Annotated in this window: 25 protein-coding genes and 1 tRNA gene; 4 read left to right on the top strand and 22 right to left on the bottom strand. The window is 54.0% G+C overall.

Features of this window, described 5'->3' with window-relative positions; all coding sequences use genetic code 11:
- Positions 1 to 65: 65 nt before the first annotated feature.
- The 4 genes from arsB to AC2FF8_RS15875 are packed head-to-tail and all read right to left on the bottom strand — an operon-like array spanning position 66 to position 4169.
- A complete protein-coding gene (arsB, locus tag AC2FF8_RS15860; RefSeq protein WP_496880162.1) occupies positions 66 to 1088 on the bottom strand; it encodes an ACR3 family arsenite efflux transporter in 1023 nt (340 codons plus the stop codon).
- A complete protein-coding gene (arsJ, locus tag AC2FF8_RS15865) occupies positions 1085 to 2350 on the bottom strand; it encodes an organoarsenical effux MFS transporter ArsJ (protein ID WP_480685752.1) in 1266 nt (421 codons plus the stop codon). Before arsJ ends, arsB begins: the two co-directional genes overlap by 4 nt.
- A complete protein-coding gene (locus tag AC2FF8_RS15870) occupies positions 2347 to 3345 on the bottom strand; it encodes an ArsJ-associated glyceraldehyde-3-phosphate dehydrogenase (protein WP_171638438.1) in 999 nt (332 codons plus the stop codon). Before AC2FF8_RS15870 ends, arsJ begins: the two co-directional genes overlap by 4 nt.
- On the bottom strand, positions 3342 to 4169 hold the full coding sequence (locus AC2FF8_RS15875) for an arsenate reductase/protein-tyrosine-phosphatase family protein (RefSeq protein WP_496880163.1): 828 nt from the start codon (positions 4167 to 4169) through the stop codon (positions 3342 to 3344). The genes AC2FF8_RS15870 and AC2FF8_RS15875 overlap by 4 nt, the downstream gene beginning before the upstream one ends.
- Before the next feature lie 235 nt (positions 4170 to 4404).
- Between AC2FF8_RS15875 and AC2FF8_RS15880 the strand changes: the two genes are divergently transcribed.
- Positions 4405 to 4480, top strand: a tRNA-Thr gene (locus AC2FF8_RS15880).
- Positions 4481 to 5089: 609 nt separating this feature from the next.
- Here AC2FF8_RS15880 and AC2FF8_RS15885 read toward each other — a convergent pair.
- The 4 genes from AC2FF8_RS15885 to AC2FF8_RS15900 all read right to left on the bottom strand — a co-directional run bounded on the left by AC2FF8_RS15885 (position 5090) and on the right by AC2FF8_RS15900 (position 7128).
- Positions 5090 to 6037, bottom strand: coding sequence for a DUF3800 domain-containing protein (locus AC2FF8_RS15885; RefSeq protein WP_496880164.1), 948 nt, complete (start codon positions 6035 to 6037; stop codon positions 5090 to 5092).
- Positions 6038 to 6108: 71 nt separating this feature from the next.
- Positions 6109 to 6600: a hypothetical protein gene (locus AC2FF8_RS15890; RefSeq protein WP_496880165.1), complete on the bottom strand. Its 492-nt coding sequence runs from the start codon at positions 6598 to 6600 to the stop codon at positions 6109 to 6111.
- A gap of 58 nt (positions 6601 to 6658) precedes the next feature.
- Entirely contained in the window at positions 6659 to 6904 is a 246-nt protein-coding gene (locus tag AC2FF8_RS15895; protein ID WP_496880166.1) for a hypothetical protein, read from the bottom strand.
- Positions 6901 to 7128: a hypothetical protein gene (locus AC2FF8_RS15900; RefSeq protein ID WP_496880167.1), complete on the bottom strand. Its 228-nt coding sequence runs from the start codon at positions 7126 to 7128 to the stop codon at positions 6901 to 6903. Before AC2FF8_RS15900 ends, AC2FF8_RS15895 begins: the two co-directional genes overlap by 4 nt.
- A 143-nt stretch (positions 7129 to 7271) precedes the next feature.
- Here AC2FF8_RS15900 and AC2FF8_RS15905 point away from each other — a divergent pair, with 143 nt between their 5' ends.
- Entirely contained in the window at positions 7272 to 7493 is a 222-nt protein-coding gene (locus AC2FF8_RS15905; RefSeq protein WP_496880168.1) for a helix-turn-helix domain-containing protein, read from the top strand.
- A 500-nt stretch (positions 7494 to 7993) separates the two neighbouring features.
- On the opposite strand, the gene AC2FF8_RS15910 is transcribed toward AC2FF8_RS15905, so the two are convergent.
- Positions 7994 to 8923, bottom strand: coding sequence for an esterase-like activity of phytase family protein (locus tag AC2FF8_RS15910; protein ID WP_496880169.1), 930 nt, complete (start codon positions 8921 to 8923; stop codon positions 7994 to 7996).
- 279 nt (positions 8924 to 9202) lie between these two features.
- Between AC2FF8_RS15910 and AC2FF8_RS15915 the strand changes: the two genes are divergently transcribed.
- Complete coding sequence (locus AC2FF8_RS15915) at positions 9203 to 9496, top strand: ArsR/SmtB family transcription factor (RefSeq protein WP_496880170.1); 294 nt, start codon at positions 9203 to 9205, stop codon at positions 9494 to 9496.
- Positions 9497 to 9520: 24 nt separating this feature from the next.
- On the opposite strand, the gene AC2FF8_RS15920 is transcribed toward AC2FF8_RS15915, so the two are convergent.
- From AC2FF8_RS15920 to AC2FF8_RS15935, 4 genes are all read right to left on the bottom strand, one after another.
- Entirely contained in the window at positions 9521 to 9838 is a 318-nt protein-coding gene (locus AC2FF8_RS15920) for a hypothetical protein (RefSeq protein ID WP_496880171.1), read from the bottom strand.
- Positions 9839 to 10795: 957 nt separating this feature from the next.
- Complete coding sequence (locus tag AC2FF8_RS15925) at positions 10796 to 12772, bottom strand: hypothetical protein (RefSeq protein ID WP_496880172.1); 1977 nt, start codon at positions 12770 to 12772, stop codon at positions 10796 to 10798.
- A complete protein-coding gene (locus AC2FF8_RS15930; protein ID WP_496880173.1) occupies positions 12765 to 13967 on the bottom strand; it encodes a hypothetical protein in 1203 nt (400 codons plus the stop codon). The genes AC2FF8_RS15925 and AC2FF8_RS15930 overlap by 8 nt, the downstream gene beginning before the upstream one ends.
- A gap of 251 nt (positions 13968 to 14218) precedes the next feature.
- Positions 14219 to 14506: an HGGxSTG domain-containing protein gene (locus tag AC2FF8_RS15935; RefSeq protein ID WP_496880174.1), complete on the bottom strand. Its 288-nt coding sequence runs from the start codon at positions 14504 to 14506 to the stop codon at positions 14219 to 14221.
- Positions 14507 to 14666: 160 nt separating this feature from the next.
- On the opposite strand from AC2FF8_RS15935, the gene AC2FF8_RS15940 reads away from it, so the two are divergent.
- A complete protein-coding gene (locus AC2FF8_RS15940; RefSeq protein WP_496880200.1) occupies positions 14667 to 15059 on the top strand; it encodes a thermonuclease family protein in 393 nt (130 codons plus the stop codon).
- Between the two features lie 1417 nt (positions 15060 to 16476).
- Here AC2FF8_RS15940 and AC2FF8_RS15945 read toward each other — a convergent pair.
- The 9 genes from AC2FF8_RS15945 to AC2FF8_RS15985 all read right to left on the bottom strand — a co-directional run bounded on the left by AC2FF8_RS15945 (position 16477) and on the right by AC2FF8_RS15985 (position 21435).
- A complete protein-coding gene (locus AC2FF8_RS15945) occupies positions 16477 to 16791 on the bottom strand; it encodes a hypothetical protein (protein ID WP_496880175.1) in 315 nt (104 codons plus the stop codon).
- On the bottom strand, positions 16788 to 17234 hold the full coding sequence (locus AC2FF8_RS15950) for a DUF5681 domain-containing protein (protein WP_496880176.1): 447 nt from the start codon (positions 17232 to 17234) through the stop codon (positions 16788 to 16790). Before AC2FF8_RS15950 ends, AC2FF8_RS15945 begins: the two co-directional genes overlap by 4 nt.
- Positions 17235 to 17350: 116 nt before the next feature.
- Complete coding sequence (locus AC2FF8_RS15955) at positions 17351 to 17842, bottom strand: helix-turn-helix domain-containing protein (protein WP_496880177.1); 492 nt, start codon at positions 17840 to 17842, stop codon at positions 17351 to 17353.
- Positions 17842 to 18699 (bottom strand): DUF7146 domain-containing protein, encoded by an 858-nt coding sequence (locus AC2FF8_RS15960; RefSeq protein WP_496880178.1) that lies wholly within the window; start codon positions 18697 to 18699, stop codon positions 17842 to 17844. Before AC2FF8_RS15960 ends, AC2FF8_RS15955 begins: the two co-directional genes overlap by 1 nt.
- Complete coding sequence (locus AC2FF8_RS15965; RefSeq protein ID WP_496880179.1) at positions 18696 to 18926, bottom strand: hypothetical protein; 231 nt, start codon at positions 18924 to 18926, stop codon at positions 18696 to 18698. Before AC2FF8_RS15965 ends, AC2FF8_RS15960 begins: the two co-directional genes overlap by 4 nt.
- 103 nt (positions 18927 to 19029) lie before the next feature.
- A complete protein-coding gene (locus AC2FF8_RS15970; RefSeq protein ID WP_496880180.1) occupies positions 19030 to 19398 on the bottom strand; it encodes a hypothetical protein in 369 nt (122 codons plus the stop codon).
- Between the two features lie 111 nt (positions 19399 to 19509).
- Entirely contained in the window at positions 19510 to 19683 is a 174-nt protein-coding gene (locus tag AC2FF8_RS15975; protein ID WP_170408056.1) for a helix-turn-helix transcriptional regulator, read from the bottom strand.
- 65 nt (positions 19684 to 19748) lie between these two features.
- On the bottom strand, positions 19749 to 20231 hold the full coding sequence (locus AC2FF8_RS15980) for a hypothetical protein (RefSeq protein WP_496880181.1): 483 nt from the start codon (positions 20229 to 20231) through the stop codon (positions 19749 to 19751).
- Positions 20224 to 21435: a tyrosine-type recombinase/integrase gene (locus tag AC2FF8_RS15985; protein WP_496880182.1), complete on the bottom strand. Its 1212-nt coding sequence runs from the start codon at positions 21433 to 21435 to the stop codon at positions 20224 to 20226. Before AC2FF8_RS15985 ends, AC2FF8_RS15980 begins: the two co-directional genes overlap by 8 nt.
- Positions 21436 to 21620: the final 185 nt, after the last annotated feature.

A 21620-nucleotide genomic window follows, 5' to 3' on the forward strand; every position in this document is an offset into this window, starting at 1 on the left:
TGAGGTGTGATTCTGGCGGTGCGCAGCCGCCAGTTATGACAGCCGTTCTGCTGCGTTGAACAATCCTATCGTGTCGCAGGTTCCGGAAAACGCTGGCGTGTTCGGTTGGCGAAAGCCACAAGCGACAGCATCACCGGCACTTCGACCAGGACCCCCACAACCGTCGCCAGTGCCGCGCCTGACTGAAGACCGAACAAGCTGATTGCGACGGCAACGGCCAGTTCGAAAAAGTTCGATGTCCCGATCATGGCACAGGGCGCTGCGATCCGGTGGGGAACCTTCAGCGCAAAAGCCGCGCCATAGGCAATGGCAAATATACCATAGCTTTGGATCAGAATGGGAACGGCGATCAACACGATGACCGTGGGTTTCGCCAGAATGGTCTGACCTTGCAGGCCGAACAGGATAACCACGGTTGCGATCAATCCCACGACGGACCACGGTTTCACCCGTGCCGAAAAGGCTTCTATCGCCTGTTTAGAGCCTAATCTGCGGCGGGTGATCAACCCGGCGACAAGCGGCAGCACCACATAAAGGACCGTGGCCAAAACCAAAGTCTGCCATGGCACTTCGATGTCAGTGACCCCCAGCAAAAAGGCCACGATCGGTGCAAATGCCACGACCATGATCAGATCATTGACCGAGACCTGAACCAGGGTGTAGGTCGCGTCGCCTTTGGTCAGTTGCGACCACACGAACACCATGGCGGTACAAGGGGCGGCCCCCAGCAGGATCAGACCGGCGGTGTATTGCGCAGCATCTTCGGGCGCGATCCAGGGCGCGAAGACATAGTCGAAAAACAGAACGGCCAGCAGTGCCATGGTGAAAGGTTTTATCAGCCAGTTCACCACCAGCGTCACAATCAGACCACGCGGCTGGCGGGCAACCCCGGCGACTGCACCGAAATCGACGTTGACCATCATCGGATAGACCATTGCCCAGATCAGCACCGCCACCACCAGGTTGACGCTGGCAACTTCGGCGCTTGCCACCAGTTGCACCAGCCCCGGCGCGGCCAGTCCGATCAGGACACCACCGATCATCGCAAGTGCAACCCAGATCGTGAGATACCGTTCAAAAATGCTCATGATAACGCCTCGGAAGTTTGATCCATAAGTTTGCCGGACGTCAGCGCAGCAAGGCCAACCATCACGGCCGCCGTGCCCAGCACCAGGGGCAGCCCCCCGACCTGATAGGTCAGGCCGGACAAAACGGTTCCGGCCAACCGCCCCGTCGCATTTGCCATGTAGTAAAAGCCGACATCCATCGTCACACGCTCGGACCGGGTGAAGGCAAGGATCAGATAGGAATGCAGCGATGAGTTGACCGCGAAGATCGCACCAAAGACCAAAAGCCCGGCGACAAGCGTCAGGGTCAGCCAGGTCTCGGGCCCATTTGACAGCAAAACAGCCAGTGTCAGAGCCGCAGGAACACAAAACAGGATCGCCGCCCATCTGCGTGCGGCGCGGATCAGATCACCTTCGGTTCGATCTGACGCACGAAGAATCCTTGGCGCGTTGGCTTGCACGGCGCCATAGAGGATGATCCACACAGCCATGAATGTTCCGATCATGAAGAACGCGGCCCGATTGCCCTCTTCGGTGCCATCTGAAAGAACAGCATAGAAATAGATCGGGATGCCGACCACGAACCAGACGTCCCGCGCGCCGAACAGGAAGACACGCGCCGCGGACAACCAGTTCACATTCGCGGATTTTGAAAAAACCTCAGAGAATTTTGCACCCTTGCGCCCCTTCGGCAGGCCCTCTGGCATGAACAGCATCACTGCGACCAGGATCACCGCCAGAACGGCGGCCATGGCAAGCACTGCCGGTAGGAAGCCCAGCGTTGCAAGCATGGCTGCACCCAACAGGAATCCCAGCCCTTTGACCGCGTTTTTCGAACCCGTCAAAACCGCAACCCACCGAAACAACGCGCCTCCTTCGGATGGAGCCAGCAATTTGACCGCCGATTTCGAAGACATCTTGGCCAGATCCTTGGCCACTCCGCTGGCCCCTTGCACGATCATGACAAAAGTGACCGAAGCCGCGACGGTCCAGTTCGGGTCAAGCTGCGTCATGGCGAGCAACGCGACAATCTGCACCCCCAGCCCCGCATAGAGGGTCGAGGTCAGCCCGAACCGTGCGGCGATCCAACCGGCAGACAGGTTGGTGACTATCCCGGCGATTTCATAGAGCACAAACAGATAGGCAAGCTGAACCGGCGAGAAACCCAGGGTGTGAAAGTGCAACAGCACCAGCATCCTGAGCGCCCCGTCGGTCAGCATGAAGGCCCAATAGGCAGCCGTGACCGCGATATAGGCCGACAGTCCTGCGGGCCGTTGCCTCACAATGATGCCCCGACCATCAATGCGACATCCACCAGCCGGTGCGCATAGCCCATCTCGTTGTCGTACCACGCGTAGATTTTCACCTGCGTCCCGTTCACAACCATGGTCGAGGGCGCATCGACGATCGAAGAGCGTTCGTCATTGGTATAATCGGTGGACACCAGCGGGCGCGTCTCATAGCCCAGAATGCCCTTCAGTTCACCCTCGGCAGCGGCTTTGAAGAAGGCGTTGACCTCTTCAACCGTGGTTTCACGCTCAACCTCGAACACGCAATCGGTCAGCGAGGCGTTCAGCAATGGCACCCGAACCGCGTGGCCGTTCAGACGACCTTTGAGTTCCGGATAGATCAGAGTGATGGCCGTGGCCGAGCCGGTCGTGGTGGGGATCAGAGAGTTCAGGGCCGAGCGTGCGCGCCTGAGGTCCTTGGCAGGCCGGTCCACGATTGTCTGCGTATTGGTTACGTCGTGAATCGTCGTCATCGATCCATGGCGGATGCCCAGGTTTTCGTGAATGACCTTTACGACAGGCGCAAGACAGTTTGTCGTGCACGAGGCCGCCGTCACGATCCTATGCGCCGCAGGGTCGTAAGTTTCGTCATTTACACCCATGACGATATTGGCCGTCGGCCCGTCCTTGACCGGAGCAGAGACAACAACCTTCTTTACCCCAGCGTCAAAATACGGTGCCAGCTTCGCTTCGGTCTTGAACACGCCGGTACAGTCGATCACCACGTCAACACCGTCCAGCGGCAACGCGCTCAGGTCTTTGGTGCCAATGAACGGCAGACGGGTTCCGTTGACCGTGATGCTGTCTGCGTCATGGTCGAATTCCGCGTCCCAGCGCCCATGCACGGTGTCGAATTCCAGCAGATGCGCATGCATCTCGGGATCACCGACGGCATCGTTGATCCAGGCAATCTTTGCGCCTTTTTCAAGCAAGGGCTTCAGGGCCAGTTTTCCCATACGGCCAAGGCCGTTCAGTGCGTAGGTGGTCATTTCATTTCCTCGGTAGGAGTACGCCCGATTTCATCGACGGCGGATTGCAATGCGATCCGGTCAAGGCTTTCGACCGGCAATGATGAAAAGGCCTGAATCCGGCGCTTCAGTGCGCCATAGGCGGTTTGAAAGGCCAGGCTTTTCTCGGCGTCGGTGCCTTCGGCCCTGACCGGGTCTTCCACGCCCCAATGGCCACTTATCGGTTGGCCCTCCCAAGCCGGACATTCCTCGTTGGCGGCCTGATTGCAGACAGTAAAGACAAAATCCATGGCAGGCGCTTCCGGCGCCGAAAACTCGGACAAAGTCTTCGGCCGCAGGGCCGAGATATCGTGCCCCTTGTCGCGCAGAACCTGCACCGCAAAGGGATTGAGTTCTGAACTGGGCCGTGTCCCGGCCGAATAGACGTTGAACCGGTCGCCGCCGATCTCTCGCAGCAAGGATTCGGCAAAAATCGAACGTGCGGAGTTTCCGGAACAGATGAACAGCACATTGAACTTTCGGTTCGTCGCGGTGTCTTTGGGAAAGGGCATGCAGATATCCGGGCGGCCACGGCAGCAATCCACGATCAGGAAATCGAGCATTTGCTGCACATTTTTCATTTCAATCGAATAGAGCAGAGACGTCCCGGATCGTTCCTGTTTCACCAATCCCGACCGCTGCAAAGCATTCAGGTAGTTCGACATGGTGCTGGGTTTGATATCCAGCTCCGCCGCCAGCTCGCCCGCGGGAATCCTGTCAGGAAACCGTCGCATCAACATGCGAAACACGGTGATGCGCTGCGGGTGGCCAAGAATGGTCAATTGATCGGTTATCTGTTCTATCATATTTCATGAAATATTGAAATATAGAGAGTGAGTCAATTTCATTCCGCGTCGTCACAAAAAATTCACGGACCAGAGCGCCAATTTGAAAGGTTGGCCGCAGGCTTTCGGCTCACAACTTGAGGCCCGACCGTGCTGAACAAGGCCGAAACGGTTACAACCGGGCTTGCAGGCGCCAGACTGACGGTTTAAACGAAGCTTCGCATCCGGTCATAATCAATTCCGTATGACCTACGGTGCCGCTGTAGCTCAGCTGGTAGAGCACGTCATTCGTAATGATGGGGTCGGGGGTTCGAGTCCCTTCAGCGGCACCATAATTTTTAATAACATTGTTATTTTTCAATCTATTACTTCGATTTTGATTGTTTCAGTCCATCCTTTGATCCACCTAATGCTAGATGAGCAATGAATAGTTGCTAGCTTCCAATGATTGATCTTCAGTTGCTCACTAACGGTGTGAAATGTCCGCCCGACCCTGAGCACTCTTGCACCTAACTATTGGTCGCAGGCTCGAATCCTGCACGGCTCACCACTTTATCGTAAAGCAATTACTTACCCTGACAAAGCGCTGCACGGCTGTGTGTGGCGATGGCTGCTGTGTATTCTGGGGGACATATGAGGGACTAATTGCATGATTTTCATTCTTCTCAGCGTCTCAAGCCTTTCTGCCCCAACAACAAGACTATCGGAGCCATATATGTCTTCGCGGAGTGAAGAAAACTACCAAGTTGGCAAGGGGCCCACGCATCGGTGGCTGAAAAAGCAATTACCCTTTGAAACAAATGACTTGCCACTATACCATTGGATTCGTTGACGGAATCGACGCTGTGTGCTATCAGTACCCTGTGGGTCGCCGGGTCACTCGGGTCGTTTCCAGAGGGTGAGAGGGCGTCTGTTGGACGGTTGGTAAACGTGACGCCAGCCTATCGTGCCAACGGATCAGACGAGTCCGGGGCCCACCACTGCCTTGGATAGCCGTAGTGTCTAAAAATTTCTTGCTGTTCAGGTAAGAGCTTTGCGCCGTTCAGAGAAGGCATCAGCTTAACACCATAACCCGCAGCGTTCTGGCTTGATAAATCTCTAAATTTGGCGATACGAGGCTTTAACGCCTTCGCGAACTGTGGATCACAAGAGCCAGTATTGTACTTGTCAGCGGCTTTAAAGAACGCGCTGGCAACAATATCGGCAAGTTGCAAGCCCGCCCTTTCGTAGTGAGGATAAACTTTCAGAAGCTCGTAAGAAATCGTTTCCCATTCGATTGCGCCAAACCTTAAAAAGGTATTGTTCCCTTGGTAGCTTATCCAACGGAAATAGGCATTCATCTGAGGGTATGAGAGACCGCCACGATTGCTGAATTCAATCTTAACCTTTTGTGGGGTTCCGTATTCCTTTGTCGAATGCCAGCAGACAAAATCCGTTATTCTCTCCAGCAACAGGCGAGTCATCCAATTGTAGAACCAACACTGCGATGGAACTTCTGCGGCGAGAGGATTCTTGTATCCTCTCATATTTTTCTTGTTCGAACACACCACGAAGTAACGCGCGCTCAGTTCAGCCATCTGCTCGCAGACGTAGAGCCTTTTGTTCTCGTTGAGGTTCTTGAAGTGCAGTCCGCGCCCGTTGTATCGCCACAATCCAGAAATGATATCTTGCACCCATTGAGATACTTCGTCTTCTCGCGAAGCGTTTACGACGACCCCAGATACCACAAGCCATTCACTGCTACCGGCCTCATCCATTGGGCGGATCGCCTTTAGACCGTCATCGCCAGCTTCGTCGATGTACGCTATGTACTTGTAATCCTGCCCTTTACTCATGCGCTTACGATGCCCACTGACTCTGAATAGAGTCAAGCTGGCCAGTTTTGCCACACCTTAACGCGACAGTCTATTGCATGTCCGGGTCGAGCAATTCCGCGAAGCAACGCTGTCTCACTGAGTTCTTAACCCTTCGCCACCACCAGCGGCGGTTCTTTTGGAAACGACCGTATGTCGAACCACTTGAAGCACGTTCCATCTGAGTTCCTCTTGTCGCCCATGAACAGGTTCGTTCCTGTAGTGCGGTGCCGGATCAACCCGGCACGAAACGCCCGAAGGTCGATTAACCACCAGCTTTCAATTACCCTTCCGTCGGGTCCCGCGTGGCCGTAGAACATCCAGTCGCCGTGACCGTTTACAATCTTGGACAGTTCGGTTTCGGCACCTGAGGGCAGCTTGGCGCGAATGGTGAACTGGTGCGGGTATCTGGCGGCGTACCCGTGACGCCTCACCCTGGCAGCAATGCGCATGTCCTTGGCGTCCAGCATCAACAGGTCAGTGGCTTGAAAATGGTCCAGCGGATCTGGTGCAGCATGTATGATGTGGCTACCGATGATACTCTTAATCTCGGGTAAGAACTGGTCCGACCAATGCCGGTTGACGCTGTAATAACTCATATCAAATTCCGAAAATGAAAATGGGCGCAGAAAATGCCGCGCCCAGCTTAAATGAATTTCAGGCAGCCTTGTTCGATACGGCTTTAGGAGCCTTGTCAGCGGTTTCCAGGCGCTCAATGGCGTCTGTTGCTAGTTCTGCGATTGCTTCAAGCAAGGCGTCGTAACCACCCTTGTTCACAAGGTCGATGTTCACAGCAGAATCGCTGGCGGCAATACCGACACGACATAGGTTAAAGATGGCGTAACAATTACCAATCGGTGTGCGTCCAATTCCGGTTTCATAGAGTGTGCGCGCATCATTCATGATTGCACCTTTGGCAGGTTCACGCTGTCGAGCTTGCTTTCCAGAGTGTCGGCCATTTCAGCTATTACTTTCAAAATGGTCGTGACACCCCCGGCATGGACTCCTTCGTTGTCCAACACAGAGGCAGTCTCGATCAGGCTGGATAGGTCGGTTGCAATGCGTTGGCAGTCATCAAGGTATGCGAATAAATCTTCTGTGTTCGCGCTGACGCGTTGTTCTTCCATTGCAGTTTCCTCTAATTGGCTATGCGATTTGTTGCAGTTTTGCTTACTGTGTAATAAGAATATGTACAGGGTAAGCGCAATGTCAATACCCTGTACGCAATTTTACATACGAGGTAAGTACATTGACGCCTGAGCAGTTAAGAATGGCCCGTAGTGCAGTGAGGTTGGGCACCCGAGAACTAGCTGAAATTGCGGGTGTTTCTTTCACCACCATTAACCGCTTTGAAACAGAAAAAGGGGGGATGCAGCATTCAAATGCCGAAGCTGTAAGAAAGGCATTAGAAGCCCAGGGTATTCAGTTCCTCGATGAAGGTGACACCGCAGATGGGCCGGGTGTGGTTTTGGTCAAGATAAGTGAGCAATGATGCAGAGGTCTACTTTACTTGTAGTTGCAACGCTATTGCTCAAGGTCGGGTGGGTGTCTCCGCACACTGCTTTCGCCCAGAGCTTCTCTTGCAGCTTCGGTCAGCCCGCTTGTTTAGATTACGGAGAGACAATTTGCAGCTCACAGGGCAAGTGTGTGAACAACTATGCTTTGTGTTTCGACCAGTATACCTGCGACTATGAGGGCTTCACCTGCAAATCCAATTTGACTGACCTGGCTACCGAGTACGATGACTTGGTTGATGACTACAATAATCTAGTGAGCTCACATAACTCGCTTCGCGATGACGCCGAGGAACTAAGCGAAAACTACCAAAGCCTATTGTACGAATACGAAAGTGTATTTTCCGACTACGAAAACGCGGTTTCAGAGAGAGACGATATCGTGTCGTGTGTTGAATCCGCTTCTTCGATTTCGGAAGCTCAATACTGCTTTTAGTTGAGGGTTTGTGTCTATTGAAGCCTCAAATTCGACCGGGAATTAGCGGTGGTGTTCGTTCCAGCGGTATTCAACGATTTCGGTATCCAAGTACATGCTGAAATTGTCATCGGATACCATTGTCAATCTGATTGCAGATGAAGCGTCGGACCATACGGCAATTCCCTCTAAGTTGCCGTGGGTTCGTATCTTGGTCTGTAGAAGAGTGTCGGTTTCGACAATTTTGTCTTCCACGAATGCGAAGCGCCTCACCCTATTTGAGAAACCAATGCCCCAATCAAATCGTCGTTCCAGCAAATACAAATGACCATCAGGTCCAGTATCAGCACCCACCGGCACATATGAACCACTTTTCCGAACCTCGCCTGATACAGACCATTCACCGTTCTCAAGGCGAAATACAGGAAAGGAGTTTCCCGACCATGTCTCTGGGATCGCAATGACCCGGCCCTGTGGGTCAAGTGAGAGCGCTTCTAGACCCTGATTGTAGGGCAACGACCTGAACGCTTGGGATTCGGTCTCGTAATCAATATGGTTTGCCGTGTATTCGCCGGGGTTGAAAAACTCTACGTCGTGGTAGTTTTCAGTGCTAACCCAAAGCCTACCATTCTTCTCCAGCGCGAGCGCTTCCAGGTCACTGTTCACTTCATCATGGTAATTCATTGAGCCCGGAGTTCTGGGCCGAACAATCTCAATATTCTCAATGCCGACAATTGAGTCACCTTGTCTTTGCACCTTGGCGAAAACCAGCATCGGCCTGTCTGACACGGCAATCAACTCTGTTCCGTCTTCACTTATTTCCAAACCAGATAGGCCGCCAAACCTTTCTTCTCCCGGCCATCTCCAACTTAGCTCACTCAACAACTCCAATTGTGAAGCAGCACCATCATTTAAGTGAGCAATATATGCTCTCCGGGAGGTAAGGCTGACCAAAACAAAGCAAACCACAAGAAGAAGCGAAGGACGTTTCAAAGGAATTTTCCGAACAAATCACATTTCTCGCATGACAATGACAAAACGAACAATACCGTCGCAACAGAATCCTGCAATCGTTCGCGCCAGTAGTGATAACCACCGATTGAGCATACTCAGTCCAAGTCTGAACCTACCATCACGATACCAGAGGATGCGCTCGAATTTGAGCAATCCCCAATGAAAAGCGCCACGCCGAGTGCAATCGGTCGGGCGGGGCCTATAATCGGTTGTGGTTCGCGGGTATTAGGTAGCATTATGCGACCCATGGACTCGGAGATGGAAATAAAGGTCGTTGAAGCCAGCAGCTTCATAAAAGCCATGTCTCACGAGGGAAGGCTTGCGATACTCTGTCTCCTAATCCAGGGCGAAAAATCTGTAGGCGAAATCCACGAAACCCTCTCAATGCGACAAGCCTTGGCATCGCAACATCTTGGTCGTCTTAAGTTGGAGGGAATCCTTTCAGCAAGGCGTGATGGAAAGAGAGTTTACTACAAAATCGCCGACAAACGCGTATTGGCTATAGCGGGTGTCTTGTACGAGTTGTTCTGCGAAGAAGACCGCGAAACTTGATAATGGCGGCGCTTCTAAATCACCCTATTTTATTGCTGTTTTCGATTCCTCTATTGCGTCGGCAATCATTTGGCTTAGGTCAATCGCGGCGGCTTCCGTCTGCTTTTCTTTAGTATTTTTCAGAGCAAACGGGCAGTTTCTTCTCTTGGCTGCATTGGTGCACTTATTGCGACGTGGCGTCACTTTGGAAATCGCATCTGTTAAGAAGTTGACGCAAAGGTCAGTTACGTAAAAGCTTTTTGACCATGCAGTCAAATAATGACGCAAAACCCCTCTTTCTTCCCCCTTACGTCTCAAAGCGAAACTCTTACATCCGCCGTGTCGCTGCGGGTTGGCACTCACAGAAGGAGATCCTTGAGCCTGGACACCACTTTGGCTCGGATCGGGCCCGCAGCGACAAGAATTGAGTGTCACACTGGGAGGGGAAGAAATTGGTTCTGAATGTCTTAACTGTCTTTCGGAAGGTTCAAGCCAAAGAAAACCGTAGTGCTCATCTCAACGATGATGATTGTGAGCGGTGCACGGACGAAGAAAAGGGCAGCTCCAGACTGAGGAAAGAAACAATACGGAACCTGTTTCACAAGGAGTTTGTAGAGATGGACAGAGACCTGCCCAAGCCTCCTTTGTAACTTACCACGGCAAAAGCCCGCTTGGGTGATGCAGCTTGGCTACAGGTCAAGTTCCAAGTGTTGTCGGGAAACACAGGGTAAGATGTTCGGCGCTTTACTTGAGCGGGTTTGTGCTCCTGACACAGCGGGTTTTTGCGCCCAAATCTGCACCCGATTTGCGAGCGTCCTAAATTGCTCTATGTCGAGCTAAACTGGGAGTAGCAACCAAAATGAAACTCAGCGGATTGGAAATCTTTTGCATACTGCTTGCCAGCTCAGTAGCAGCGGCTGGGTTTGTAGGAGCTGCAAGCGTATTGATTTCGGTCATTTGAGTTATCCTTTTCCCGCGTCGCGGGAAAGGACTATCTATTTCGCTCTAATGTGGACGTCGTCTCCGTGCCGCCATCGCGCGACAGCCTTCCTTGCAAAACTTGGTATCGATCCGCCTTCACGCGGGATTGACGTTCCTGAGGCAACTCCACTTGAAGCGATCCGGTAGCGCTCATAAATTTAACTGATGGAACAGGTTTTCTGGCGTTTGCTGTTTCTCGCCCTGTGGGGCGGCAGCGTTTATTTGTTTTACCGGTTCTGGTCATGGTTTGTTTACGACGTCATACCGGAGCCGGTGATTAACTGGCTTTCCCCTGGCCTCATGTTGGGTTTGGTTATTGCGGCCATCTGGTACCATGCGTCAGGGCGTGCCGCCCGCGACAAGGCCCGTTCCGCCTGTTCTGAGGATGAAATCGAGTAGCCCCGAAGTTGCGCTCTGTGCTTTGGTCGGCTTTTGAAGCATAATAGCCTCGTTCAACAGACCCCGCACCGCCGCATCCCGTGCTTGGCCTTGCAGGGAAAGAATGCCGCCAATCTCTGCATTTGCATTGCGTCTACGCGGCCCGTAGAGGACGGAATCCACGATTGCATTCCCGGCATCGTCCACGGCCCGTTTCGCCCGCAGGAGAGGCCCAGGACGCCGCCCTGTTTCTGCATCCCGCAGGTCAACCAAGGCACCGGTTGCCTCATCCCGGAATTGCGTCTGAGACCCCGCCAGAACATCGCCGCGCGTCTTCGAGAAAGTGCTTTCCGCCTGAAGTCGTTCTACGACCTTTGCCGCTGCCTCGTCTCCGAGAACCAGCCGCAGTTTCTGGTCATTCCAGCCTTTCTCAAAAGCCCCCCAAGCTGCGGCGGCATCGTTGCGGCTCGTACCCATCAGGGCAGAGACCCATTCTCGCGCGCCTTTCTTGAAAGCATCCCGTTGAGCTGGCGTCATGCTTGCCAGTCTCTCCCGAAGTTCTGCTGGGCTCATGGCCGATACGGCGCTGCCGCTGAACACCTTGCGCCCCTCGTCAATGGCGTCATCCATGGCCTTGTTTGCACCATAGCCAAGACGGGCGTTCTTGTAGCCAGGAACATTGTCGAGCTTGTCATCAATCATTTTGAGAACCGGGTTCAACTGAGTGCTGTATTTTTTGGCCCCGGAGACATGCGCCCTGTTGATTGCGTCACTCAGTTCCGAACGAATGTTGTGCAGGCGTACTGCGCTCACCTTGCCGTCGCCCAAGTCGCTAACAAGTCGGCGCAGGGTTGATTTCACGTTTCCGGCACTCTCACCGGCCTGTAGCGTCAGGGCGGATTGTATGCCCGAAACTTCAACCGGTTTTTCATAAGTCAATGCCGCATCGTATTCAGGACCTAGGACAGAACTTCTCTCAGCCGCCAACGCTCGTCGCGTGTCAAAGGCCGCATCTGCCTGACCCAATGTTTCATCAACAACCCGAGTGACCCGCTGAGAAGCGCCGGTTGCACGGTTCTCGATTGCGTCCTGGAGAATGTCACCGCCTTTTCCGGGCATGGCTGCAACGCCTTGTGCCAGCTTGCGCGGTGCGCCGGGAATATCTGCCAACATGGCCTCGTCGCCCAGATTGGCAAGGTACGCCCGAATGTCTGCGGCCTCACCAAGCCTGCGATTATTCAGCGAACGGGCTACCCGGTTTGTAGCAAGTGAACCAAAACCTGGGATGCTGCGTTTCAGGTTCTGAACTCCGCGAACCGTTCTACCTGCCGCATACCCCAGGCCAGGGGCAAGCAGCCCCACACCAGCCCCAATCAATGCAGGGTTTCTCGCCTTCGAAAGCCGGTCCATGGCTCCCTCGCCACTCATGAACCCGTCTGCACCCGCAGCAGTACCCATTGTAAGCCCGCTCCAAATCGACTTTCCAAGCAGTCCCATTCCTTTGGTGGCTTTCAGCGTTGCTCCGCTGGGTACGGCCATTGTCCCGATGTTGCCTGCTGTTTTGCCGGTGCTGAATTCGGAGGGGAACGCCTGCTGCGCCGCAACATCCAGTGCTCGGCTCTCATCACGTCCAGAGGCATAGGCTTCAGGGGTCAATCCCTCTGACAACCATTTGAGCACACCCGCCATCTCATCGCGGGAACTCAAAGAAATACCCTGCGCAGCGCCGCGATACGTGGCTTCAGTTGCGCCGATTTCCCGCCGGTCTGCTGCTTCGGCCCGCTTCAACGCTCGCAAAGCAGCCCGTTCCGCCGGGGTGGCATCGCCGTTGTCTACAATCTGCTGTAGAACATCGCGCGCGTGTTCGTTCTGCTTTGCCCCTGCGAAAGTTTGTTTGCTGCCAAGGGCGCGCTCTGCAATGGTGTCAAATTCACTCATAGTAGGGGGCCTTTTCTTCGTCAGTCATTGCTTCCCACAGGTCTTGCGCAGTCAGCCCCTGGTCGCCGTATTTTTTCAGCGTCCTCGCGATTTCCGGCAGATCCGCAAAGCCACCCGGCATAGCTAGCGATGTTACTGGACTGGTGACTTTGGACACAGCCTGTATCTGCGCCGACAGCCCCGCCAGTGGATCGGGAAGTGCGTAAATCTGCGCGAGTGCGTCTTCTCTGGAAATGCGGCCAAGCATAGCTTGGGATGCAATTTCTCCCATTCTCCGCTTGTGGTTGGTGAGCCCGCGCATCGTATCGACAATAATCCGGTTGCCTTCCGGGCTGTTTACCAGTTGCGGCAAGCTTTCACGGAACAGTTGAATGTCCTTGTCCGACATCTGACCGGACCCCGGCGGGCGCTGCTGCGGGACAAGTTTCGAAATGGCGGCGTTCAAGGCCTCGACGTTGCCACCTGATACGCTTATCCCGAGGCTGTTCTGCGCCCAGCTTTTCCAAGCGTCTGTCGTGCCTCCGACACCCGTATCCAGCAAATCGGAGATGACCTCAATCTGACCCAGTTCTGCCGCGGCTTGTGAGCCCTGCTCGGTAAGCCCGCCAAGGAAGCCAGCAGACCATTTAGCGGCCTCATCTGCCCACTTGTCATCACCGGGCATGATGTTGTTCACCTCCACCCCAGATCCGCCAATTTCTTGAATCTTGCCCGTGTTGGCACCAGAAATTCCGACTTGGTAGCTTTTGTTCGGGTCGAGGCCAGGACGGGTCGCAATTTCATCGAGCGTCAGTTCGCGCCACCCCTCCGATTTGGCCGTGACATTGGGCAGAACGCGGGTGCCGTCCTCGAAGTAGGTGAACCCGTCAGCACCAGTTATGATGCGGCGCTGCTTAGGTTCTTGTGGCGTTATCATCTTCATGATGAATGGTGCGGCCAAATGCGGAGGCATGGAAGCCAGGACTTGCCGATAAGCAGGATCCAAACGCTCCAGCACTGGCCCAATAGCCTCTTGCATCTTTTGCTGTTGGTCGCGTTGTTGCACCTGCGCATAGATTGGGGACAAGTCCGGCGCGCGGCCCGCTGCTAGCTGCGTGATGCCAAGCCCCAACCCCTGCAAGAGGTTGGCAGTCTGAGGTTTCATGGTCCCGAAAAGACCTTGTCTCTGTGCGGCTTTTGCCTCTGTAAACTCCATCACAAATTCCTTTCAGTGGGGTCCATAGGCGGAGCAGTGCACTTCTAGTTGCCAATACAGTTTCGCGTAGGCTCGGATTGCTGCCGCTCTCAGATGGGGTCCGAATTCAGGATCGAAGAACGGTTCTAGCCAAACGGACCATTGCACTATGTCCGGTGGGAAACGGTCACATGCCATTGCCTCTATCTGGGCCGCAGCGACCATAGTTTTCTGTTCATCAGAAGAGCCAAGTGGATTTGCCTGCGCTATCGTCACCGTGCACCACCTCCGACCGTATCAAACGCGCTGAGGGCCACTGCAATGTGTGCCCATCGAGCGGTCTGAGCCTCAGAAATACGCTTGCGTCCCTCTGGTGTTTTAGGGCCGGTCGATGCGCCACCGTGCAGGCGGCAACGTCCAGTTCCGTTCAAAGGCAGTCGTTGACACGGCCCAACTGAAGTGCGCGCGCCGCATCGCTGTTCCCTGGAAGTGGCATTGCAGTCCATGTTCCTTGTCACCCTCGCTCGTCCTGCCTGATTATCTAAGTGAGAAGGTATCATATTACCCCAAGTAACACAAGAACAAGTCGGGAACGTTCGCCTCCACCTGAAGAGTGCTTGCGCCTCGGTGTGAGCGGGGATCTTCCTCTGAAATCAACGCGGGCTTTCCGTGAAGCCGGAGAGGGGTGAAGAGTTTGCGCCGATTGCCTATATCGTCAGAATGAAACGCTTATTTTTACTCTTGATCCTTTTTGCGCCTCCCGCCCATGCCGCCAATCTGCACGTGCGAGACGCTGATACAATCGTCGTTGATGGAACGCCTGTGCGATTGAACGGAGTCGATGCCCCTGAACTCGGGACAAGATCCGGTCAGAACGCAAAGCGATGGATGGTAAACTATCTGCGCGGCAAATCCATATCATGCGATTTGAACGGCGAACGTACGCATGACCGTTGGGTTGGTGTCTGCTATGCGGATGGCCAAGACATAGGAGCCGCTGTAATTGCTGCTGGGCACGCTTTGGATTGCCGTAGGTACTCAGGTGGCCGATACAGGCATTTGGAGACGGCAGCGGCCAAGTCACGGCTGAGAAGGGCCGGTTATTGCAGGTGAATATTATTGATGCATGCCTAAGTTCGCCTTGGTGCGAAAGTACCCAATAGCGCATATGGCCGCTGTGCCTAGTGTTATGAACCAGTATGTCGTCAATACTGAAGCAGGGGTTGGGAAGTAGTAGGCTACTACTGGTCCCAAGAAATTTACCGTTAAGCTAACAAGAACCGCTCTACGAAGGAACTTCTGCCGTGTTACAAGTTCTTCATCCTCAATCATAACACCCTACTCCCATTGGCGTGAGAAGCGCCCCAAAGAACAGTGACAACAAGACCGCAACGTCCGGTGGTAGCGGAAGCGTAGGGGCATATGCATGCCCGCTCATCCAACCGACAAACCCACCACCTATGCAAGCCAAGAAACATTTAAGTACTTTTGGCATTTCTTGAACCTCAATCACTACAACAATTCTTTGAATTGGGCCGAAACTGCATCATTGTGTCAACCGAAACGTTTTTGGCAGCTATGCTTGGTTTCATGTCTCGAACCTAAGAGGAATTGTGGCGTTCGGCCTGTGAATCCCGCCATTTCCAACTTGCTCTGCCGGTTTATCCCTTCCCGTGATTGGTGTCAGGGCAGAGGTGGCATACATTAAGTCGTAAGCTTCAAAACCCGATTAGACAAGCTCCAGATGTTCGCTATCTGTTCTCCATGTCAGATTGGCCTAATCGAATCCCCTTTGACCTCCACAAAGAACTTGAATCCCGGCGAGTTGATGACTGGCAGGCGGCGTTACGCACCTGGGCCAATTCCCATCGCCTTAGGATCAAGTTGCACTGGTGGCCTTCCCTTGAGCGGCAGATAGCTGACTTACATTCACGGCGCTACACCGCTGGATCACAGGACCACTGGGCGGCAATGCGTGATTGGCTGGTTCGGAATGACGTCCCTGCCCCAAGCAATCTGCCCCGGTGGCCAGAATAACAATAGGGGCTGGCTGAGGGGGTCGAGGCCAGCCCCTTTCTTCGTCACGAGGGGGTAAGTGGTTATTCGGATCCCAAGTTACTCAATTTGAGCGAAGCACGAAATTGGGGGTTTCCCGTAACGCCGCTGTTTTGGTCGAAAAGGTTCGTTTCCGTGGGGTAAACAGTCAGTTGCCGAACGAGCTATGGACACAACTTTGCCATAATGCGATCCTCTTGACGTGGGTGGCATGCTTTTATTTTAGCACGTTCTGGTTTTTCCGACTGGATTTGAGGGGGTTACCTAGTATGGTGTGCCACCCCACGAGTTTTCGCGAGACAGGCCGAAACACGAACCGCGTTTCTTAAATGTCGTTGCGCTTTCGTAATCTTCATTGAACGGTCGCAATCAGAACACTTCGCTCCCGTATCACTTATATGCGGCGCGTCATGATGGGGTTAAGCGATTTCAATGAGGGGGTACGAGTTCGGCGCGTCGCACCCCACACTTCTACTCAAATCCATTTGACGTCCCAGCGCAGGCTAACGGTCGCGCCAACCTTCTTACCTATCTCGATGCCTGTCTGGTCGAAGCGACGCATGAATTCAGCGCCTGACTCGCCTTCTCTTCGCTCCAAAGTGACAGTTTCCTCTGAATCCGAAACACTCACGATGGCACGAAGGACGTCCTCGTCTAGATTGGGGGGCCTGCCGTTTTCGGTCGAAATCGGGCTCCCTTGTTTGTCAAAGAATACGCCTTCAGTGATGACGACTTTGAACTCGTTGCCTGCGTCCTTTTCCAGTTTTGCCACCCTGTTACGAACACTCATTTTGCTGCCTCCAATGCTGCTATTCGTTTCTCTAGTTCCGTCGTTTCCAGAACCCGCCTGTATTGCTCGACAAGCCCCATGACTGCCGCCCCCTCCAAAGGTGTCACCTCACCCTGAGAAACTGCCAGCAGAACCGCCTGGGCAGCCTCTGAGGCGTCCTCAGCCGATTTGATGGGTGGAAGGTCAAAACTGACCGGCGCGTCCTTCCTAGTGGGTGCTATCCGCTCCAGACAAAGACGCAGGGCCGTGCTGTCGCCTTCAAGTGCCAGTTCAACCGCCTTTTGGGTGATTGCCTCGGACTGCCCCTCAAGCAGTTCCTCAACCGCCCGTGTTACCCGGTGGCGAGTTCCTCTAGGCTTGCCGGGATTGCCAGCCGAAAATGTGCCGTCCGGGTTTCGCTCATCCGTATTCGCACCGTATTTTCGGTTGTCATCGCCGCTCATGTTGCCTGCTCCCATTACTATGTTTTTCCCTTCCCGCTCTGTCATGTTTCGCTACTGCCATATGGCTAGATGTATATATGTCCTGTTTTTTGTGACGGTGATTTCGTGAAAACAGCCTATCCCGTCACAATTTTTAGGACGGGAGGGTCGTTTGAACGGGCAATTTCAGCACTCTCGTCACAATTTTTGTGCCGCCCCGTCACAATTTTTGTGCGGGGGTTTTTCTTTTCGCTCCAGCGCATGAACGCCTTTCTGGCTGGCTTCCCATCTTCGGTTGGCAACTCATCCAGCGCCCAATGTGCGGATTCGCCAATACCTGATGGTCCCAGGCAATGACCACGAATGGCATGGATGAAACCACGTTCCTCAAGTACATCGAACCAGCCGCCGACTGTGTTGCGATGTGTATTGAGCGCTTTAGCAGCGTCTCTGTGGCTGAGAATTATTGCCCCGTTGTTCGCACCATTGAACCGACGTTTAAGCTCAACGTACAGCGCACGTGGACCGGGCTTTAACGACGCCCAAGCCGGAGAAGCCTGAAGCCATTCCAACAACTGAACATGACGAGAACCGCCGCGTTTGTTTCTTTTGTAAGACTTGTTCCCCATCAGACTTGCGTCCTTTCCGTCAAGACATCGTTGAAGTCCTGGCCTTCAGGGGCGGACTTAGCCGATACTTTCCAGCCAAGGGATCTGGCACGGCTGGCAAGCTTATCGCCCGCATCACGTCCCGCTGGATCTCCGTCTGTGGCGATAATCAGCGCCCCTGGTTTTTCCGGCAGGCGCAAGGCTTTCATTCCCGAGCTGCTGAGAGCGGCCCAAACTGTGGCAGGTCCGTCCAGCAAGCCGGACAAGAGCGAAAGGCCGGTTTCGATGCCCTCACACACCACCAACGATCCTACAGCCTCTGACAGGACGACAGAGCCACCAGAACACGGCCCCAACATCATCTTGGCGTTTTTCGCCAGCCAGTTGCCTCTCTTATTGAAGAACGTCCTGTGAACGCCGCCGGTTGTTACGTCTGCGACCATTGCGCAGGCCCATGAAGTTGTGGGGCTGTGAAAGATATCCGGCGCAAAGCGCAGAGACGGGGGCAAGTCGCATGTGATACCGCGCCTACGCAAATAGGCCTCGGCTTTGGTGCGCTCGATGGGGCGAGAGGCTTCCCAGATCCCGCGCGCCTGGTTGAGCTTCTGTTCCTCGTATTCCTTGCGCTTTCTGTCTGCCTCTCGCCGTGCTTCAGGATCGATCCGAGCCGAGCTGGTCGGAACGTTGGCCGCGTCGGCAATGTCCCTGAAGCTGCAACCATTCTTGAAGCAGTACAGCAGCAGATTGCCGCCGGATTCCGATACTGACAGCGCGTTCTGGTCTTTCCGGCGTTCCTGCTGGCAGACAGGGCAAGGCGCGGAGCCCCGCCTGTTGCGCCAGACGCCACCAAGCTTGTAGGTCAGGTCTTGGGCGTTCATGACGCTCCCCCTTTCCGGTTCGTCACATCCACCATCGCCCGCAAAACTTCGTGCAGGAGAGCCGCGTCGAAAGTGATGCCCCGTTGGGTGCTGCTCCAATTCCCCTTTTTGGATTTGGTAAAGATGCGGAAATCAACCACGTCGATACCGGGGCAGGGCTTATGCTCAATCGGGGGGCGGGAAATGCGGATCTGATGACCGTCATTGCATTGAACTATAACCATCATGACCGAGCCTCCCCATAGTGAAGGCTGGCAATCAGACGTGCAGCGGTTTCAGAGAGGCCGTGCTTGCGCCGCAGGGTGAGGGTTTGGAGATTGAGGGTTCTCATTAGCGCACCGCCTGACCGTCGATCCGGGTAACTTTGCTCACCAGGCGATAGACACCATAGCGCAGACGGCCCGTGGCCTTGTCGTTCGAATACCAGTCGGTTTCGATCTGAACCCGCTTTTCCTTGCGCAGAAGGTCTACATAGTGACCAACGCGGCAACGGCTTGCACAGAAGACCGGGCGTTGGATAAGGCCATCCAGAACCCGGCGCATCAGCTTATCGACAGTGATGACGTGGCTTTCGCCGCTCACACCTTCAACAAGGTACTGTGCGGTTGAGGTGTTTCCGGGAAAGTCCTGCCAGCGTTCAGCCGATAGTGTATTGGGTGGCGGAGATGAATGTTGGGTATCGGTGTTCTGCTCAGGCATTTCTTGCCTCCTTGGTTATTGCACCAAGAGCGAGAAACGGTTACAATCGCAACTATTCCACCAGCCGCAATTGTTTGCCGCCCGCGCCCTAGTTCTGGGTGCGGGTTTTGATTAGGCAGCAACCTGTTTCTCGATTGCAGCGTCGATGTCGGCTTCGTTCCAATACAACCGAGAACCGAACTTAATTGGTTTCGGAAGGCGACCGATTTCAATGTCGCGATATACTGAGCTGCGGCTACGACCGCCGAGCTTGGACTGTAGGTCAGTGAAGGAGAGGAGGTTCATTTACGTGCTCCATGGTTGTTCATGGGACACATCCTGAATGACCGTTATCTGTCAGTCATTTGCGGTTAAATGGTGTCGATTTTTTCGCAAAACTCGGAATTCCAGCCACTATCTATCTCGAGGATCTTCTTTCCTCTTGAGATTGAAGATGCGTAGTCGCCACTTGGTGGAAAAGCTCGTTCGTTCATCGGTATTTCTAATTTTTCTTCCACAAGGACAACCAATTGAATCAATGAATTCACGGTACAGTTTCGCCGGTCTTCGCCGAATACCTGTTTTGCCATCTTCCATAGAGCAAACGCCCGGTAAGCGTCTGTGGAAGCGATTTTTGGCTTTTGGGGGCGGCCTCGAGGTTTTGTTAACTCCGCCTCAATTAAGAGCCTTACTTCAGTGCAATATCCAATGTATGCCCATCTTGTGGCTTGTTTGGTTGCGCCCAACCCCATACCGGGGACGCAATCTGAGCTTGGCTGCTCAAAATACCATTCGACACCGTTGTTCTCAGCTTGGATATAGTCCAGCAACCCGCGAACCACTCTTTTATCCATGCCTCGCTCCAAGCTTTACTAGTTTTTGATCACCCTTGGATATGTCCATTAGCAGAAGGCTGGCCCACCTTTCCATTAGTTCGCGCCGCTGTTCCAAGAAATCCGTTCGCTTATAGGACCGCTCGACAGATCCGCCGACGACATGACCCAGGCAGGTTTCAGCAACCTCAAATGGTACGCTCTGTGTTTCCGCCACCCAATCCCTGAATGAAGACCTGAATCCATGAGGGCGCTCAACCAGTTTGCTTCGTTTCATGAACGACGCCATCGTCATGTCCGAAATCACGCCACGTCGAACGCCGGGGAACAACAAGCCGTCCCGTGCCAGCGGTTTAGCCATTTCAACGACAGCCATAGCCTCCTTAGATAATGGCACCCGAAAGTTTTTAGTCGCGTCCCTGCGTCCCTTCATTGCCTCTGCGGGTATGGTCCAAACATCACCATCAATCTGGTCCAGGTGAAGATTGCGCAGTGGAAATGAACGAACCGCTGTGAGTATAAGCAGCCTTAATGCAAGCTCAGTCACAGTCCCTCCATCAAGGCTCTGATAAAACGCGGGGACTTCTTGCCAGGGCATCGCTGGAATATTCTTTGCTTTGTGCCGCTGCTTACCCAGCAGAGCCTTTGCTTTGTCCGTTGCCTGTAGATCCACATTGAGCCCAAGCGCTGCTGCATGCCGCATCACGATGGATAGGCGGTTCATGGCTTTGCGCGCTGTGTCAGCTTTGTCGTGCCAAATGGGAGCCAGTGTGTCCCGGATATCCTTTTGGTCCAGTTCCACAACAGGGACTTTCCCAAGCTTGGGGAGCACGTGCAGCTCCAGCGGCGAATACCAGCGACCCGCTTTGCCGTCTCCCTTCAACTCAGCCTTGCGACTTTCGAAAGCATCCTCGGCAACGTCTTTCAATAGGTGGAGTTTACTGGCCTCTTCACGCTTGAGGCGTTCACGTTCCTTGATAGGGTCGATACCCCGCCTAGCTACCGCCCGCCAGCTCTCGGCTTCTTGGCGGACCTCTTTGAGTGATACCTCAGGGAAGGAACCCAACCCCATCTCACGCCTGCGCCCGTGGACAGTTATCCGCAGAAACCATTGAGCGCCGCCGTCCTCACGCCGATGAAACCACAACCCTCCGCCGTCCGAGTATTTCCCAGGCGTTGCCGACTTAAGAGTCGACGCGTTGAGCTTGTTCAAGGGCCGTGACACTCACCCACCTCTCTATCCACCCTCTATATATAGTATACTGTGGGACATAGTGGAACACAGTGGTACAGCTAAATTAATGAAAACAAGAAGGTTAGCAAAATCCTGATACGTGATGACACTCCGTGATACACGGATTAGATGCCCTTCAGCGGCACCAGAAAAATCCAGGTCAAACGAAATTCGGC

The organism is Ruegeria sp. YTSA144 (genome assembly GCF_059610125.1).